This is a genomic window from Citrobacter amalonaticus Y19 (genome assembly GCF_000981805.1).
In the GTDB taxonomy this organism is placed as follows: domain Bacteria; phylum Pseudomonadota; class Gammaproteobacteria; order Enterobacterales; family Enterobacteriaceae; genus Citrobacter_A; species Citrobacter_A amalonaticus_C.
In genome coordinates this window covers 4,300,171-4,318,361 of sequence record NZ_CP011132.1, presented here as the reverse complement: position 1 = coordinate 4,318,361, position 18,191 = coordinate 4,300,171, and the positions used below count along the sequence as shown (strand labels likewise).

15 protein-coding genes and 1 tRNA gene are annotated in these 18,191 nt (G+C 51.2%); 11 read left to right on the top strand and 5 right to left on the bottom strand.

From position 1 onward, the window contains the following. The first annotated feature begins 14 nt into the window (after positions 1-14). Genes F384_RS19925 through F384_RS19905 form a run of 5 tightly spaced genes read left to right on the top strand, consistent with a single transcriptional unit; the run spans position 15 to position 5,773 of the window. A complete protein-coding gene (locus F384_RS19925) occupies positions 15-761 on the top strand; it encodes a molecular chaperone (protein WP_052746967.1) in 747 nt (248 codons plus the stop codon). After that, entirely contained in the window at positions 709-3,294 is a 2,586-nt protein-coding gene (locus tag F384_RS19920) for a fimbria/pilus outer membrane usher protein (protein WP_319424428.1), read from the top strand. Before F384_RS19925 ends, F384_RS19920 begins: the two co-directional genes overlap by 53 nt. Next, positions 3,291-4,376, top strand: coding sequence for a fimbrial protein (locus tag F384_RS19915; protein WP_052746965.1), 1,086 nt, complete (start codon positions 3,291-3,293; stop codon positions 4,374-4,376). The genes F384_RS19920 and F384_RS19915 overlap by 4 nt, the downstream gene beginning before the upstream one ends. 10 nt (positions 4,377-4,386) lie before the next feature. After that, positions 4,387-5,118: a molecular chaperone gene (locus F384_RS28080; RefSeq protein WP_162200250.1), complete on the top strand. Its 732-nt coding sequence runs from the start codon at positions 4,387-4,389 to the stop codon at positions 5,116-5,118. 16 nt (positions 5,119-5,134) lie between these two features. Beyond that, the gene (locus tag F384_RS19905) at positions 5,135-5,773 is read left to right on the top strand and encodes a hypothetical protein (protein WP_046492273.1); all 639 of its coding nucleotides are present in this window, start codon (positions 5,135-5,137) and stop codon (positions 5,771-5,773) included. 44 nt (positions 5,774-5,817) lie between these two features. On the opposite strand, the gene F384_RS19900 is transcribed toward F384_RS19905, so the two are convergent. Continuing rightward, positions 5,818-6,720 (bottom strand): carboxylate/amino acid/amine transporter, encoded by a 903-nt coding sequence (locus tag F384_RS19900; RefSeq protein WP_046492270.1) that lies wholly within the window; start codon positions 6,718-6,720, stop codon positions 5,818-5,820. A gap of 208 nt (positions 6,721-6,928) precedes the next feature. On the opposite strand from F384_RS19900, the gene F384_RS19895 reads away from it, so the two are divergent. The 3 genes from F384_RS19895 (at position 6,929) to F384_RS19885 (ending at position 8,913) form a co-directional block, all read left to right on the top strand. Beyond that, the gene (locus tag F384_RS19895; protein WP_046492267.1) at positions 6,929-7,141 is read left to right on the top strand and encodes a DUF1471 domain-containing protein; all 213 of its coding nucleotides are present in this window, start codon (positions 6,929-6,931) and stop codon (positions 7,139-7,141) included. An 18-nt stretch (positions 7,142-7,159) separates the two neighbouring features. Further along, positions 7,160-8,257, top strand: a complete 1,098-nt coding sequence (locus F384_RS19890; protein ID WP_046492265.1) for an alkene reductase — start codon at positions 7,160-7,162, stop codon at positions 8,255-8,257. 164 nt (positions 8,258-8,421) lie between these two features. Continuing rightward, a complete protein-coding gene (locus tag F384_RS19885) occupies positions 8,422-8,913 on the top strand; it encodes a GNAT family N-acetyltransferase (RefSeq protein ID WP_046492262.1) in 492 nt (163 codons plus the stop codon). An 80-nt stretch (positions 8,914-8,993) separates the two neighbouring features. Here F384_RS19885 and F384_RS19880 read toward each other — a convergent pair. After that, a tRNA-Sec gene (locus F384_RS19880) sits at positions 8,994-9,088 on the bottom strand. 288 nt (positions 9,089-9,376) lie between these two features. Here F384_RS19880 and F384_RS19875 point away from each other — a divergent pair. Both F384_RS19875 and yicI read left to right on the top strand, forming a co-directional pair. Continuing rightward, positions 9,377-10,759 (top strand): glycoside-pentoside-hexuronide family transporter, encoded by a 1,383-nt coding sequence (locus F384_RS19875; protein ID WP_046492258.1) that lies wholly within the window; start codon positions 9,377-9,379, stop codon positions 10,757-10,759. A gap of 11 nt (positions 10,760-10,770) precedes the next feature. Next, positions 10,771-13,089, top strand: coding sequence for an alpha-xylosidase (gene yicI, locus F384_RS19870; protein ID WP_046492255.1), 2,319 nt, complete (start codon positions 10,771-10,773; stop codon positions 13,087-13,089). Here the strand turns inward: yicI and F384_RS19865 are convergent. Then, on the bottom strand, positions 13,086-14,261 hold the full coding sequence (locus tag F384_RS19865; protein ID WP_046492252.1) for an MFS transporter: 1,176 nt from the start codon (positions 14,259-14,261) through the stop codon (positions 13,086-13,088). The two genes, yicI and F384_RS19865, sit on opposite strands and share 4 nt — an antisense overlap. 98 nt (positions 14,262-14,359) lie before the next feature. Between F384_RS19865 and F384_RS19860 the strand changes: the two genes are divergently transcribed. Next, positions 14,360-15,118, top strand: a complete 759-nt coding sequence (locus tag F384_RS19860; RefSeq protein ID WP_046492249.1) for a MurR/RpiR family transcriptional regulator — start codon at positions 14,360-14,362, stop codon at positions 15,116-15,118. Here F384_RS19860 and F384_RS19855 read toward each other — a convergent pair. Next, on the bottom strand, positions 15,102-16,481 hold the full coding sequence (locus tag F384_RS19855) for a glycoside hydrolase (protein WP_046492246.1): 1,380 nt from the start codon (positions 16,479-16,481) through the stop codon (positions 15,102-15,104). The genes F384_RS19860 and F384_RS19855 overlap by 17 nt on opposite strands. 12 nt (positions 16,482-16,493) lie before the next feature. Next, positions 16,494-18,056, bottom strand: coding sequence for a PTS transporter subunit EIIC (locus F384_RS19850; RefSeq protein ID WP_046492244.1), 1,563 nt, complete (start codon positions 18,054-18,056; stop codon positions 16,494-16,496). Positions 18,057-18,191: the final 135 nt, after the last annotated feature.

Here is an 18,191-nt window from a genome sequence, read left to right as displayed (position 1 = left end):
TATGAGGTAACGAGATGTTAAAGATATTATCTTCCGGTATGGTTTTATTATTTTCGATGTTCTCACTGAACGTCATGGCTGACGTTGTTATTAATGGAACACGCATTGTCTTTAATGCAAAAGACAAGGAGTCGACGGTACAGCTAAAAAACCGGGGGAGTAATCCTTATCTTTTACAAATATGGATGGACGATGGTAATCCACGGGCAAAACCTGGAGAAGTCTCGGTTCCATTTCTCATTACGCCTCCTGTGGTTCGTATTGACCCGGCTAAAGGGCAGGCGGTGCGGATCATGGCGACAAACCCAGCATTACCACAGGACAGGGAGTCTGTCTTTTGGTTTAACATGCTGGAGATTCCGCCAAAAGCACAGGCCGCGACGTCGGGGAATACGCGTATGCAGTTGGCATTTCGTACCCGTATAAAATTATTCTATCGTCCGGATAATCTGCAGCCAACACCATTGCAGTCATATAAAGAACTAAAACTATCCCTACAAGGGAACAATGTAAAAGTCGTCAACGATTCTCCTTATTACATCACCTTTAACAAGATTGAGATTCGTAAGACAAAAGAGTCCGACGTTCTGGCATCAGTAGAGAATTTTAGCCAGCGGATGGTAAACCCTAAAAGTGAAATCGTATTCCCCCTCGCTAATAAAAAATCAGCAAGGTTAAATGATGCTTCATTTTTTTACAGTGTAATAAATGATTATGGTGGAGAAACAACAAATGAGCATAAATTACAGAATAGCCCATAATGCTATTTCTTGTTCTCTGAGAATAACCCACATTGCTCAATTCATTATCTTTTCTTTTGTTTCTGTTCAGGTTGCCTTTGCTGACACCGATGACGTGCAGTTTAATAGTGATTTTTTGCGTTCAGCGATTGATGTAAGTAATTATTCACGGGGAAATCCTGTCCCTCAGGGACAATATCATGTTGATCTTTATGTGAATGACAAGTGGAAAGGGCGCGGCGACGTTAAATTTGAAAACGACAAAAGTAATACTCTCGTCGCCAGACCTTGTTTTACGTTAAAACTGGTATCCATGTTGGGTATCGATATTGATAAAATTGAACCAGAAATGCGTCAGTTGCTCAAAAATGATGACGGCTGCGTACGTATTAATGATATTTCTCCCGATTTAACAGCCTATTACGATGTAACATCGCAGCGTATTAATGTGCAGGCGCCTCAGATATGGCTACTTCGCCAGGTGCGTGGCTATGTGAATCCGGAATTATGGGATAACGGCATTCCTGCGGCGACACTGCAATATGATTACAACGCATGGCATGCAGAGATGTCCGGGTCAGATGCCATGTCTTCCCAGTATTTAGGTTTGATGGGAGGACTCAATTGGGATGCGTGGCGCTTACGCTATCGCGGTATTTTTAACTGGAACAATGATAAGGGCTGGCAATATGACTCAACCAGCACTTACCTTGAGCGCGGCATTATCCCGTTACGCAGTAAGCTGGTGATGGGCGATTCCACCACCGATGGTCAGGTTTTTGACAGCGTCGGTTTTCGTGGCGTGATGCTGACTTCTGACGATCGTATGTATGAGGATTCGCAGCGTGGATATGCGCCAGTCATTACAGGCGTTGCAAACACGAATGCCCTGGTCAGCGTCAGTCAGCGCGGCGTACGCATTTATCAATCGACCGTACCGCCTGGCGCGTTCCGTATTGACGATCTGTACCCCAACGGCACGGGGGGCGATTTGCTGGTTACCGTCAAAGAGGCAGACGGAAGCGAGCACAGCTTTACCGTCACCTACGCTTCCATCGCTGAATTGCTGCGTCCGGGAACCAGTCGCTATTCGCTGATGGCTGGGCGCTATCGAAATTCCTCAGTGAATGAAAAGCCGCAGATTGCGATGGGGACATTTCGTCATGGTTTCACCAACCTGTTGACCACGTACACCGGGGCCATTGGGGGGGAAGATTATCAATCTGTCGCCGGTGGTGTTGCGCTCAATACCCCAGTCGGTGCCTTTTCTGCTGATATCACGCATGCCCGAACGACGCTTGCGGATGACAGCAAACGTGAAGGCCAAAGCATCCGTTTTTCATTTGCCAAGATCTTACCTGTCGTGGATACCAACATCACGCTGGCGAGCTATCGCTATTCCAGTTCGGGTTATTACGATATTGACGACGCAATGCTGATGCGTGACCTGGAGAGAACGGATAAAGGCGCCTATTCCAGCAGCATTAACCGCAAAAATCGGCTGCAACTCAGTGCGACGCAAACCATTTCAGATACGCTGGGGAGTATTAACATCAGCGCCAGTACCCAGGATTACTGGAATAAAAGTGGGCGCGACACCGAGTATCAACTGGGCTACACCAATGCGTTTAAGTGGTTCAATTTTAACCTTAATGCCAGTCGTACCCGCGATTTAGTCAAAGACAAATGGGACAACAAAATTGCGATTGGTATCTCTTTACCCCTCGGGAACAGTGCGCGCTCAGCGTATCTCAACTCCACCTATGTACAGGAGAGCGGGCACCGGGGACTGCAAAACTCAATCGCCGGAACGTCTGGAGAAAACCGCCAGTATAACTGGAGCGCGTTCGCCAATCAGGATTATTACGACCATAGCAGCAGTAAAACCACAGGCGGGGCCAGTGGAAGCTGGACGTCACCCTGGATCACCATGGGAGGCAACTTCTCTGCGGGTCAGGGTTACCAACAATATGGTATGAACCTCTCTGGCGGCGCTGTCGCCTGGCAAAACGGTATTGTGCTGACGCCGATCATGGGTGACACCATGGCGGTTATCGAAGCAGAACATGCCGGGGGCGCGAAAGTGGCGAACAACAGCAGCCTGAGCCTTAACCGTAGCGGTAATGCCGCCGTGCCTTATCTCTCCCCGTACCGCCAGAACACCATCGAACTCGATCCGAAAGGGCTATCGAATGATGTCTCCCTGGACGTCACCAGTCAGAACAGCGTCCCAACTGCGGGTGCGGTGGTGCTGATGAAATACGCGACGGATAAGGGATATTCAGTTCTTTTCACCCTTCAACATGCCGGTGAGTCTCTGCCATTTGGCGCAGATGTCGTGGATGAGCATGGCAATACTGTGGGTTATATCGCCCAGGGCGGGCAAAGTTTTGCTCGTGTTAAGAATCTGTCGGGCACACTGCGCGTGAGATGGGGAAGTGCTGGAGGTCAGGAATGCCAGTTCAGCTACCGCTTACCGGAACAAGAAAGTGCGAATGCCGCCGACTTACGTCGCGCTGATGCGGTATGCCAGTCATTAAGGGGTGAAAAATGAAATCTATCGTCGCGGGAGTCGTACTCTCTTTTTTGACACTGGTCGCGATGTGCGGCGTGGCGCGTGCTGACGGAACATGGGTGAATTGCGATCGTACCAATGGCTACTACCAGTACTTTGACTCTACGACCATCCAGGTGGGTAAAGACGCGGCTGTAGGGGATTTACTGGGAAACTGGGTAACCTCTTACAACCCAACAGCCTGGACCTGCTCTCATCGAACCAGCTACCAGAGTTATGCGATACCGATGGCCGTACAGGGATACCCTCCCTATACCATTTGGGGCACCACCCAGGTAGATGGACAAAGTTACAACGTCTATAACACCGCGGTAAAAGCGGGGTTGGGCTATATCGCCCGCTGGCGCTATACGGTTAAAGGGCAAACCAGTGACTGGTATCCACTCACCGTTGCCAACGGGGTTTATCAGACGCCAACGCAGTTATTCACGGTGACAGGCGATGGCAGCTCATGGAAACTTGGCGTGGATGTGCAGATTCGCTTTGTTAAAACCTCCACGTCGTTGACGGCGGGCAGCACCTCCGTTTTTGACCCGATGTACATGCGTCATTACCAGACTTATGGGGGCAGCACTTCTGTTGGAAGCGGAACCTATATGATTGCTGATTTTCTGGCGGGCGGTCTGGTGATTTCGACAACGGGGGGAACCTGTACGACCTCAGATGTCACGGTTAATTTGCCCCCGGTCAGCCGGACGGATTTTGGTGGGGTAGGCTATACCGCAGCACGTACAGATTTTAATCTGAATTTCACGAAATGCCCGGCGGGATTATCGAGTATCAGTTATTTATTTACGCCGACTTCGGCCATTATTAATAACGCCAATGGTGTTTTTGCGCTGGCGAGTACGTCAACAGCCAGTGGTGTAGGGATTCAGTTATTGAACGACCAGGACATCCCTCTGTCATTTAATACCGCGTATCTCCTGACTGATTACGATCCAACGCAGAATAACGCGAATTATACCGTGCCGCTACGGGCAGGTTTATACCAGACTGAGACGAATGTGTCTTCAGGCGATATCAAGGGTGCGGTTACTTTCACTCTGGTTTATAAATAAAGGAGGGTGCGTGAAGAAACGACTCATGCATGTTTTGAATCACTTCCTGATTTTACTTTTGCTACCATCATCGGCAATGGCGGCAACCTATATTAATTACACTCGAGTGATCGTTAATGAGAAAGATCGTGAGTCTACCTTTACGGTTTACAATGAAGGCTTGAAGCCTGTCTTATTACAGTTGTGGACGGAAAAAAATACGCTTTTAGAACGTCCAGAGGATATTAAAACGCCGTTTATGATTTTGCCGCCAATTTTCAGGCTTGAAGGCAACACATCCCGCGCGGTGCGTATTCAGTTCGTTGGCGATCGGCATACACTGCCTGGAGACAGAGAGTCGCTATTCTGGCTGAATACGCTTGAAGTCCCGCCAGTTGTCGATAACAAGAGTGGATCCGGCGCGTTGCAGATCGCTTTTCGTACCCGAGTAAAGTTATTCTGGCGACCGCTTTCGCTGGCGGCGAACACCCTGGAAGAGAGTGTAAAAAAAATACAGATAACCACCTCAGATTGTGGGGTGAATCGTTGTTTGTTGGTAAAGAATAATTCGCCTTTGCATGTGACATTAATGGATTTTACGCTCGAAGACGGTACAAAAATAAAACAGTTACCTGATGATGGTCTCCTCACACCTTTGTCGACAAAAACGCTTGTTTTACCAAAGAGCGCAACGGGAAACAGTACTGTCAAAACATTTTCATGGATTGATGATTATGGTGTGGTCAATACCTATAAAAACTAATGCGAAGGATACTGCTATGCTTAATTTTAATTCCTCATCCTTACGGTACAGGTTTATTTATCTGACAAAAAACATCTATGATGGTATTGCCATTCACACGCTTTTTGCAGATGCATTGCATGAATCTGGTTTGAAAACGGAGTTCAATGAAGATATTCCATTTCACCTGATTGATAAGTACATTAACTTTATTCCATTTTCATTACGTTTTAATGTGACTTATAAGCAACGCGATCGCGTACTTGAAAGTGATATCACTCTGTCGGCAAAAGGAGAAGAGATAAAGCGAATGAGTTTTAACAATATCCTTTTTTTTGTGGATATGTATAAACCCGAAAATACCTCTTTTTTGTCGTTCGCAGGGCTGCAAGATCTCAACGCGATCAGGGAGCGCATAGAGGCTTTCATGGTGCACTGTGATGCCGTGATCAGTGGTAATAAAAAATGCCGCTCACGAAGTTTTTTGTTCACGCTGCGCGAACAGCAAATCGTCTTTCACTTATTGCAGGGGATGTCTGTTAAAGAAATCGCGCTTGAGCTTGAGGTGAGCGACAAGCTTGTCTATCGGGAACGTTGGGCGCTGACGCGTAAACTGATTGATCAAAAAAATTGCAGACTATACAAAAGGTTAATAAATATTAAAGCGACATGTTGAAAGGAGCAGAGTGGACGGTGCTTTCGTGCGTCCACTCTTTTATGTTACGCCGTTCTGGCGCGGCGGCGGGAGTCCATTGAGATCAACACCACGGAAGACAGAATCAGCAGCGTACCCAGCCAGTCTGGCAGGGTGAACGTTATGCCCAACAAGAGCAGCGACAACAGGGCGCTACTCAGCGGTTCGGCGCAGCTTAAAATGCTCGCTTTCGGTCCACCAATCATCTGCGCCCCCTTCAGATACAGGCTGAACGTCAGCGACGTACCAATCACCACCAGGTAGAAAAACGCCAGGATCAGGCTGCCATTAACCACGAAGTCTGTGCCCTCTCCAGCGTAAAACGGCAGCAGGATCATCCCACCGATTAACATACTCCAGCCGACAATCGGCAAGGTGCCGTAGCGCGCAATCAGCGCTGACGGGTAGGTGGTATAAAACGCGGCGGCAAACGCCGAGGCGATTCCCCAGAACAGCGCGGCAGGCGAAATAGACAGCGAGGTGGGATTGCCGTGCGTTACCAGCAAAAAGGTGCCGATGAGCGAAGTGAGGATGGCGGTCAGCACCAGCACGCCGGGACGGGCCTTACGCACCAGCGCGAACCAGGCCACGATAAGGGTTGGCGACAGAAATTGCAGCACGGTCGCGGTCGCGGCGTTGGATTTTTCGATGGTCAGCAGGAAGGTGAGTTGCACCGTCAGCGCGCCGACGACAGAAAAAATCAGCAGGCTCAGGGCGTCTTTGCGATCTTTGAAAAGAGAAAAGATTTTGTCGCCGTGCACCACGGAGAGCATTAGCAGAATTAAGCCGGCAAAGATCAGACGCGTCATGGTCAAAAATTGTGAAGACATCTGGCTTTGCTCCATGATGTACTGCGCGCACACCCCTGAACTTCCCCATAAAACGGCGGCAATCAGGACATTCAGCATCCCTCTTCTGGTGGACCCCATACTTTCCTCGGCTTTGTTTTTTCGACGTTATTTACGGGCATGATAGCAGATAAGCCGAACGGTTCCGCGCCCCATCCCACTTCTGATTATTAACAAAAATAGAATAGTCTATTGTCATTTGTATCGTTTATGTCATCAGACAGCAGGCGTATTCTTCTTCCAACGCGTTAATCAACGCCAAATCATCAATTTACTCTGGGATATAAACATGAAAACCATTATCGCTATTTTTACCGCTTCTCTGTTCTCTGCTGCGGCGTTTAACGCCTCAGCGCAGAGCGTTACGGCTTCTGGCACCACGCTGGATTCTGCGGAAGCAGTCATCGCGCAAAAAGCAAAAGAGATGAACGCTTCTGAATACAAAATCACCAGCGCACGCATGGGCAACACCGTCACCATGAGTGCTGAACTGTATAAATAATCGCGAGAGGAACCCATTATGTTATTCGATCACTATGCGCTGAATGCTTTACCGTTAAAAAACCGGATTGTTATGCCGCCGATGACGCGTTCTCGCGCCGGGGCAGGCGACGTCGCGACTGACATGATGGCGGACTATTACGCACAGCGTGCCAGCGCGGGGCTTATCATCAGCGAAGGCACGCAAATCAGCCAACAGGGTCAGGGCTATGCCTGGACGCCGGGCATCTATTCCGATGAGCAGATTGCCGGTTGGAAAAAAGTCACCGACGCCGTGCACAAGGCGGGCGGTAAAATCTTCGCTCAGCTGTGGCACGTCGGTCGTGTTTCACACACCGTTTTGCAGCCAGGCGGTGCGGCGCCGGTCTCTTCTTCTGCCATTCAGGCACCAGGGGTGAAAGTGTTTGTCGATGTGGAAGGGCGCGGCCCGGAAAATGGCGTCGGCGAGATGGTGCAGCATGACATGCCGCGTGCCCTGACGCGGGAAGAGATCCCGGCTATCGTCAATGACTATGCTCAGGCGGCGCGCAATGCTATCGCCGCGGGGTTCGACGGTATTGAACTGCACGGGGCGAACGGCTATCTGATCAACCAGTTCATTGACTCGCAGGCCAACCTGCGTGATGACGACTACGGCGGCGCGCTGCAAAACCGTCTGCGCTTTATGCGAGAGGTGGTGACTGCGGTCTCTGCGGCGATAGGTAAAGAACGCGTGGGCATTCGTCTCGCACCGCTGACCACGCTGATGGGATCACAAGATGACACGCCGGAAGCGACCTACCTGGCGGCGGCCAGCGTGCTGAACGAACTGGGCATAGCCTATATTCATATCGCAGAAGCGGACTGGGAAGATGCGCCGGTCATGCCTGCTGCGTTTAAAGAAGCGCTGCGCATTATCTTCCGCGGCACGCTAATTTATTCCGGTAAATACACCAAAGCGCGTGCTGAAGAGGCGCTGGCGAACGGCTGGGCCGATTTGATCGGTTTTGGTCGCCCGTTTATTGCCAACCCGGATCTGCCGCATCGTCTGAAAAATGACGTGCCGCTGAATGCGCCCATTAAAGAGACGTTTTTCGGCGGTGGGAAAGAAGGGTATCTGGATTACCCGGTTCTCTGATTCCATGACGCAGCGCGTCGATCTGCTCGCGCATCCACAAATGGCCCGGTGAATAACACAGCGCCGGGCATATCCTTCATTCTTCATGTGAATACAATCAGCGTAAACCCTGTTGTCAGCAGGTATGATGAGGCTCTCCAGTTGATTCAGTAAAAGGGAAACGCATGTCCACTCCGCTATTCCGTCAGGCCACGCCCGCCGATGTTGACCGCTGTTATGAGATTGAAACGCTTGCCTATGAAGGTGATGAGGCCGCAACGCGGGAAAAGATTGCCATCCGTATCCAGCGCTATCCGCAGGGATTTATGTGCATGGAACTGAACGGTGAGGTGGCAGGCTTTATCAATGCCGGATGCGCCTGGGAGGTAGTGATGTCTGATGAGGAATTTAAGGAACTGGTGGGGCACGATCCGGATGCGCCCAATGCGGTGATTATGTCGGTGGTGATACACCCGGATTTTCAGGGGAAAGGCTACTCGTCACTGATGATGCGTGAGTTTGTGACGCGGATGAAAGCGATGCACAAACAGACAATCCACCTGATGTGTAAAGACCGCCATGTCGATCTCTATGCCCATTTTGGCTATCGCTATGTCAAACCATCAGAATCCGATCACGGCGGGATGGCGTGGCACGAGATGGTGATGGCGTTGTAAGGGATGCGATTCGAATCGTACGAAACACGAATGCAGAAGGGGTTTTAGGCTTTTTGAAGCAGGGATAGGGCATGGCAAACTGGCGGAAGATCACAGGAGTCGAACCTGCCCGGGACCGCTGGCGGCCCCAACTGGATTTGAAGTCCAGCCGCCTCACCGGAGACGACGATCTTCCGCGCCTGCATTGCTACATGGAGGCGGGGCGCATTATAGCTACTTCCTGACGTTTCCACACCCCCTCACTCACTTTTTTAACTTCCCTTTCTCCTTACCATGATCAGTTTCATATAAATCCTCATAAATTCCTCTAGTTACATTTCCTCACATCTTCTGGCGCAACCGCGATCACAGAAAACAAGAATCGTAATTTGATAACGAGATATCGGAATATTCGCGGTCAACGGGATGGTTTACAAAAACGGTAACCGGTACCAGTGCGCATGGGAGCGCCAAAGGAAATGTTATGACTAATCATGTTTTGTCTGTTAAGGAGAAGATTGGCTACGGGATGGGTGACGCGGCCAGTCATATTATTTTCGATAATGTAATGTTTTATATGATGTTTTTCTATACCGATATTTTCGGTATCCCTGCCGGTTTTGTCGGCACCATGTTTTTACTGGCGCGCGCGCTGGACGCCATTTCTGACCCGTGCATGGGACTGCTGGCAGACCGAACGCGCTCTCGTTGGGGAAAATTCCGACCGTGGGTGCTGTTTGGCGCACTGCCGTTTGGTGTGGTTTGCGTCCTGGCATACAGCACGCCGGACCTCAGCCTGAACGGTAAGATGATATACGCCGCCGTCACCTATACGCTGTTGACGCTGCTTTATACCGTGGTGAATATCCCGTATTGCGCGCTGGGTGGGGTGATCACCAGCGACCCAACGCAGCGTATTTCCTTACAGTCTTGGCGCTTTGTGCTGGCGACGGCGGGTGGGATGCTCTCGACCGTGCTGATGATGCCACTGGTGAATTTCATTAACAGTGAGAACAAAGCGCTGGGTTTCCAGGGCGGGATTGCGGTGTTGTCCGTGGTGGCGTTCCTGATGCTGGCATTCTGCTTCTTCACGACGAAAGAGCGTGTGGAAGCACCGCCAAGCACCACTTCGATGCGCGAAGATCTGCGCGATATCTGGCAAAACGACCAGTGGCGGATCGTGGGACTCCTGACCATCCTCAATATCCTCGCCGTCTGCGTGCGCGGTGGCGCGATGATGTATTACGTCACCTGGATCCTGGGAACGCCGGAGGTGTTTGTCGCCTTCCTTACCACCTACTGCGTCGGTAACCTGATTGGCTCCGCGCTGGCAAAACCCCTCACTGACTGGAAATGCAAAGTCAGCATCTTCTGGTGGACCAATGCGGCGCTGGCCGTGGTTAGCCTCGCGATGTTCTTCGTCCCGATGCAGGCCAACATCACTATGTTCGTCTTTATCTTCGTGATCGGCGTGTTGCACCAGCTGGTGACGCCAATCCAGTGGGTGATGATGTCCGATACCGTCGACTATGGCGAATGGTGCAACGGTAAACGTCTGACCGGCATCAGTTTTGCGGGCACCCTGTTCGTGCTCAAGCTGGGTCTGGCGCTCGGTGGCGCACTTATTGGCTGGATGCTGGCGGGCGGCGGTTACGACGCGGCAGCGAAAACCCAGAACAGTGCCACCCTCAGCATCATTATTGCTTTGTTCACGATCGTCCCGGCCATCTGTTACCTGCTGAGCGCCGTGATTGCCAAACGCTATTACACCCTGAAAACGCCTTACCTGAGAAATATCCTTGACCAACTGGCACAGGGCGCGCGCCGCAATCAGCAAGAATTTACGCATAACGAATTTCAGAACTAAAGGAACAGAGTATGAAGATTAGCGACGGGAACTGGCTGATTCAGCCGGGCCTTAATTTGACGCATCCGATCCAGGTGTTTGATGTAGAACAGCACGGTAACGAACTGGTGGTTTATGCCGCGCCGCGTGACGTCCGTGAACGCACCTGGCAACTGGATACACCGCTGTTTACGTTGCGTTTCTTTTCGCCGCAGGAAGGGATTGTCGGCGTGCGCATGGAACACTTTCAGGGGGCGCTGGATAACGGTCCGCATTACCCGCTCAACGTTTTGCAGGACGTGAAAGTCGACATCCAAAACACCGCCGACATGGCTGAACTGAAAAGCGGTAACTTAAGCGTACGCGTCACCAAAGGTGAGTTCTGGTCGCTGGATTTCCTGCGTAACGGCGTGCGCATCACCGGTAGCCAGTTAAAGAACAACGGCTATGTGCAGGACACCGACACGCAGCGGAACTACATGTTCGAGCGCTTGGATCTGGGCGTCGGCGAAACGGTTTACGGTCTGGGCGAGCGCTTCACCGCACTGGTGCGCAATGGCCAGACGATAGAAACCTGGAACCGCGACGGCGGGACCAGCACCGAGCAGTCTTACAAAAACATCCCGTTTTACCTGACTAACCGTGGCTACGGCGTACTGGTCAACCATCCACAGTGCGTCTCGTTTGAAATCGGTTCGGAGAAGGTGTCGAAAGTGCAGTTCAGCGTCGAAGGGGAATATCTCGAATACTTCGTGATCGACGGTCCGACGCCGAAAGAAGTGTTGAACCGCTATACCCGCTTCACGGGGCGTCCGGCGCTGCCGCCTGCCTGGTCATTTGGCCTGTGGCTGACCACCTCGTTTACCACCAACTACGATGAAGCGACGGTAAATAGCTTTATTGACGGCATGGCAACGCGCAATCTGCCGCTGCACGTTTTCCACTTCGACTGTTTCTGGATGAAAGCCTTCCAGTGGTGTGATTTCGAATGGGACCCGGTGACCTTCCCGGACCCGGAAGGAATGATTCGTCGGCTGAAGGAGAAGGGGCTGAAGGTCTGCGTGTGGATTAACCCGTACATTGGACAGAAATCACCGATTTTCAGTGAGCTAAAAGAGAAAGGCTATCTGCTGAAGCGTCCGGATGGTTCGTTGTGGCAGTGGGATAAATGGCAGCCGGGGCTGGCAATTTATGATTTCACCAACCCGGATGCCTGCAAATGGTACGCCGACAAGCTGAAAGGCCTGGTGGATATTGGCGTTGACTGCTTCAAGACCGACTTCGGCGAGCGTATCCCGACCGATGTGCAATGGTTTGATGGTGCCGATCCGCAGAAAATGCACAACCATTATGCGTACATCTACAACGAACTGGTGTGGAACGTACTGAAAGAGACCGTGGGTGAAGAAGAAGCGGTCCTGTTTGCCCGATCCGCTTCCGTGGGTGCACAACAATTCCCGGTGCATTGGGGCGGCGATTGCTACGCCAACTATGAGTCAATGGCGGAAAGCCTGCGTGGCGGCTTGTCTATCGGCTTGTCCGGGTTTGGTTTCTGGAGCCACGACATCGGCGGCTTCGAGAATACCGCGCCGGCGCACGTCTATAAGCGCTGGTGTGCGTTTGGCCTGCTCTCCAGCCACAGTCGTTTGCACGGCAGCAAATCCTATCGTGTGCCCTGGGCGTATGACGATGAATCCTGCGATGTGGTGCGCTACTTCACCGAACAGAAGTGCCGCATGATGCCGTATCTGTACCGGGAGGCGGTTCGTGCGCATGAGCGGGGCACGCCGATGATGCGCGCCATGATACTGGAGTTTCCGGACGATCCGGCATGCGACTATCTCGACCGCCAGTATATGTTGGGTGATTCTGTAATGGTGGCACCGGTGTTCTCGCAAGCCGGTGACGTGCAGTTTTACCTGCCGGAGGGACGCTGGACGCACCTGTGGCGCAACGACGAAGTACAGGGCAGTCGCTGGCACAAACAGCAGCATGACTTCCTGAGTCTGCCGGTGTACGTGCGTGACAACACTCTGCTGGCGTTGGGCAGTAATCATCAAAAGCCGGATTACGCGTGGAACGAAGGCACCGCCTTCCAGTTGTTCGCTCTCGATGAGGGACGTGAAGCCGTTTGCGAAGTCCCTGCGGCGGATGGTTCGGTTGCCTTTACGCTGACCGCTAAGCGCAATGGCAACACCCTCACCGTGACGGGGAATGGCGATGCACACAGCTGGACGCTGTGCCTGCGTAACATTGCGCAAATTAGCGGTATTCGCGGCGGTTCACATCGGGGAAGTGAACTGGGCGTGGTGGTGACACCGCAGAGTCATGAGACAGTCATTACTCTTTAAGTTGATGTACCGAGGGGGCGGAGATTCAGCCGCCCCCACAGCGCCAGCAGAAGGTACAGCACGACCGGTAATAAAAAGCTGAACCGGAGATTGAGCCCGTCAATGCAGACCGCCTGCAATAAGGGAATGATCGCGCCGCCAATCCCAGCCATCACCATTGCGGCGGCAGAAATGTTGGCGATTGCCGGATTTTTGTTGATGGTGTGCCCGAAGATAATCGGATACAGAATCGAGTTCCCTAAGCCGGTCAGGATAAGCAGGTAACCACCGGTGATATCGTTCAGCCATATCGCCATGATCACCGCCGTTGCGCAGGCCAGCGTCGCCACCAGAAATGGCGTGTAATTGCCTGTTTTATCGGCGAGAAAACCATAAAGAAAACGCCCGGCCAGCGCGCCTCCCCAGTAAAAAGAGACCAGCGACATCGCGACAGTGGTGCTCCAGCCGCCGATTGTGATGAGATATTTGACCAGACTGGTCGCAAGGCTCACTTCGACGCCGACATAGATAAAAATCGCCGCCACGCTGAATAGCAGTTCTCTGTTCTTCCAGGCGTTATGCGTCCCCGATGCGGTTTTTTCCGGGCGCGCCACATCCGGCAGGTGGATCCAGAAAACACCCGCAATCAGCGCCAGCGAAAAGAAGGCGAGGCAAAGCCAGAGCGCGCTGATGGGCTCTTCGCGTGCCAGGATATCGACGGGGGAAAACGCCAGCAGCAGCGCAACCAGCATAGGGGCAAGCGTGGTTCCCAGCGAATTAACGGCGGAGGCCAGGCACAGATTGCCGATCCGTTTGTGCGGGGCACTAAGCAACGTCAGATAAGGATTGGCGACGACCTGCATCGCCGCCACGCCCGTCGCCACGACAAACATCGCCAGCAGTGACAGGGCAAAGGAATCCAGTTGCAATGCCAGGGCGAACATCAGACATCCCGCAACTGACAACGCTAACGACAGCAGCAGTACCTTACGGTATCCCTGGCGCTCAATCAGCATTGAGCAGGGCAGACAGGTCAGAAAAGGGGCAACGTAAAAAATAACGGTAATGAAAATAGACTGCGACCATGACAGATGAAAATACTGGTAGAAAAATATGATCAGCACGCTGTTAATGGCCGTGATATTTCCCCATAAGAAAAACATCATCGCGAGTAATGTTAGATTTTTATTCATTTTCTTTTTTTAATATAAAATAGTGATGAAGTGACCTGTTGCACAGACCGTTTACTTAGAAAAATGGTAAATTTATTTTGCACTCACAGGAGCGGAAAATGGAACTGGAAAATGTATTTCGTGATGTAAAATTAAGTAAGACAGACGTCACCGTGCTGCGCTTTATTCAGAATAATCCAGAGCAATGCATTCGTGAGGGCATTCGCACCGTCGCAGAACACTGTTACAGTAACCCGTCCTCATTGGTCAGACTGGCGAAAAAGCTCAAGTTTAGCGGCTGGCTGGAGTTGGTATACTTCATTAAGTTTAATATCACAATGCCAAAACTTGACGTGACAAATGATATTAACTTTATGAATGTCCAGCCTGCCGAAAACCTGTCTCAGCTATTAAATCGCCTGCAACACGACCGTATTCTTATTCATGGTAGCGGCTTCTCTCAACTGATTGCCCAATATATTTATAATAAATTCCTGGTGATTGGCGTAAATGCCAGTCTGGCACTTTGGCCGGACTACGAAATACTCGAACAAAAAACGGCTGCAAAATTTGACTCTATCTGGCTGGTGTCTAAATCCGGTCGCAGCAGCTCGGCATTAAACTGGGTCAAAGCGCTGGAAGGAAAAAATACCGACCTGGTCTGCTTTACCGGTGACTATCAAAGCCCGCTGGCCCAGGCGGCGGACACCGCCGTCATCATCCACGATCCGCAAAAGTTTGATGATGATATCTACTGGAGCAATCCTTTCTTTGGTTACTGCATCCTGGGATTCGAACATCTGCTGAAGCTCTGGTTTTTACAAAATCCGGGCGGGGCGCCAGTCGACGCCCCGGGGACGATTATTTCCAGTCGCTAAACTGCGCTTCATCGAGATACTCGCTAACCAGCTGTTTGGCCAGCGACCAGGAGCCAATCAGCGGATGCGCCATTAATGCGCGGATAGCCAGACTCTTATCTTTGCGCATGATGGCGTCCACTGCCAGACGTTCGTACTCTTTAACGCAGGAGATCATGTTTTTCTGGGCGTCCGGTACGTGGATAGGCGTAACGGGTTTCAGCCCCTCTTTGCTCAGGTCACAGCTGATCTCGATAACATCATCCGGGCGTAAGAAATCCAGCGTGCCGTTATTTTGCAACGAGACCACAATGCGCTTGCTGGTGGAACTGTTCACGGCTTCAAGAATATCCAGCGCCACCCCCGCGTAACCACCGCTATCCGGCTCTTCAATAAACTGTTGCAGCGTCAGCGGAGTACGTGTGTTGAATTTTTCCTGATGCGACTCGTTCTGCATATAGCTATTTTCGCGGCGCAAATAGTGTTTCATCCAGATATCAAATGCGGCTTCCGGGTTTGCCTGCGCATCAACGTTCTGGAGTTCCTCGCGCATTTCCTTGTTGATCCGCGCGATGGCTTCACCGCGAGTTTCCGGCGCATCCTGAATCGCTTTCAGCGCCACTTCGCGATAGTAGTAGTAATAGAGATATTCATTCAGCAACTGCTTGTCGCAAAGCTGAACCAGCACCGGTGAGAAGTACTGCATCGCCGTCTTACTGTACAGTTCCGGGTTGCTCACCAGTTTGTCGGTCACATCCTCCCCCTTCACGGTGAAGTGGGTAAACCAGGAGAAATGGTTCAGACCATAACATTCCACTTTCAAATCCGCTTCGTCGCAGTTGAGGATGGCAGGCAGCTCGCGAATCAGCTCTGAGGGCGCATCGCAAATACCGTAAACCCGACGTTTAAACCCGGACTTAATGATAGCTTCAGTAACCAGCCCGGAAGGGTTGGTAAAGTTGAACAGAATGGCATCGGGTGCGGCATGTTCTTCAATCAGGCGGCAATAATTGAGAATGGCGGGGATGGAGCGCATCGCCATCGCAAAACCGCCCGCTCCGGTGGTCTCCTGACCCAACGTGTTATGGTTCAACGCAATACGTTCATCGCGCACGCGGCTTTCATCGCCGCCGACACGCAGCGTGGTGATGACATAATTGCTGTTCTTTAAGGCGGATACCGGATCCGTCGTCAGGCTGAAACGAATATCAGGTCGAATCGTGGCAAAAACATAACGGGCGATTTCGCCGAAAATTTTCAGGTTCTCTTCTGCATTATCGAGGAATACCACTTCTTGTAAGCCAATACGATGCGCATTATAGGCCAAAGATTTTGCCAGGAACGCGGAACGAACACCGCCTCCGCCTAATACAGTTAATTTCATAACAACTCCTGATTAATTATTTGCCAGCCAGTTATCTACCCGGGATCGAACCTGTCCAACCCTCACACCGTAAATAACCTGAACTTCATTTTGATTACGTACAACGCCATTGGCACCGGTCGTTTTTAATAAGGCTTCATCAATTTTATCGGGATGATGGAGCGCGACGCGTAATCGGGTAAAACAGTTATCAACAGAAATAATGTTCTCTTTGCCACCTAAGCCTTTAATGATCTCATCGGTGACGGCCTGACCTGCGTTGGCCTTTTTATTGCGATAATCTTCTTTGCTGTAGAGCTTCACTTCGCCGTCATCTTCGCGGCCCGGAGTTTTCAGGTTCAGTTTGATAACCAGGGTGCGGAAAATCACGTAGTACGCGGCGAACTGCCCGATACCGATCAGGACGTATAATGGCCAGCGGGTGAGGGCTGCCGGCAGCGGCAGGTTATAAATCAGAAACTCAATGAGTCCTGACGCGCCCCACGGGCGAACCGTCAGCAGATCGCAAATCGCCTGGGAGGCGGCGGTCAGCGTGGCGTGAATCAGCCACAACAGCGGCGAGATAAATAAGAACGTAAATTCAATCGGTTCGGTAATCCCGGTCAGAATAGAGGTAATAATCGCGGGCAACAGAATCGCCTTCGCCATCATTTTCTTCTCTGGTGTGGCGGTGTGATAGAACGCCAGCGCCGCGCCGGAAAGGCCAAAGATCGTCGTCATCCCCTGCTGGGAAAAGCGCAGGGCTTCGTTCATCACCGGGGTGAGATCCGGATGGCGCATATAGGCCAGGAAGATAGCCTGCGTCCCGGAGACCACCTGCCCGTCAACGCTCAGGGTTCCGCCAATCTGGGTCAACTGGAACGGAGACCAGACAAAGTGGTGCAGCCCTGTTGGAATCAGGAATTTTTCAAAGAAGCCGTACACGAAGACGCCTGCCACCCCGGCATTTTTCATGAAACTGGTTAATGCGGCGATGCCGTGCGTGATGAATGGCCAGAACCAGGTAAACGCAATGGCGTAAAAGAGGATCACCGGCGTCATGGCGATTAAGGTCAGTTTCGCCCCGCCGTACATCGAGAGTGCGCCAGGCAGTTCTATTTCAGAGACTTTATTGTGTACCCAGGCAATGGTGCAGCCGAGAATAATCCCTAAAAAGATCCCCATATCGACAACGACAAAACCTAAAATTTGCGTTTGTCCGGTGCCATAATATTCGCCATTGACCTTTTCAGCGATCCCGTGAGTATATTCCAGCCAGGAGTGGTTAGCGCCCAAAAACATAATAAAGCACATGACGGCAACCAGTGCGACTTCGGTTTTTTTATCTTTCGCCAGGCCATAGCTGATGCCGACACAGAAAAGCAGTCCCAGGTTGCCAAATAATGGCCAGAAGGTATCACCGAGGAGTTGCCCTATTTGATGTAAAAAGCTGGTTTCGGATATCAGTGTCGGGTTAGTTAATATTGAGCTTAAGGCCAGAATTAAGCCAATAACAGGTAAGAACAAGACCGCCCCGATCATTGCTCTGGAGAATCTTTGCATATCCGCCAGAATACGTTGACGTATTACAGACATGGCTATTCCTTTATTTTATGTAGAGTGTTTGTAATTATTAAATAAGACTTCCAACCTCATCGTTATAACAACTCTCTGTGGAGATGAAAACCTGTTGCGGAAAATAGGCACAAATAACCGATAAATGAATACCTG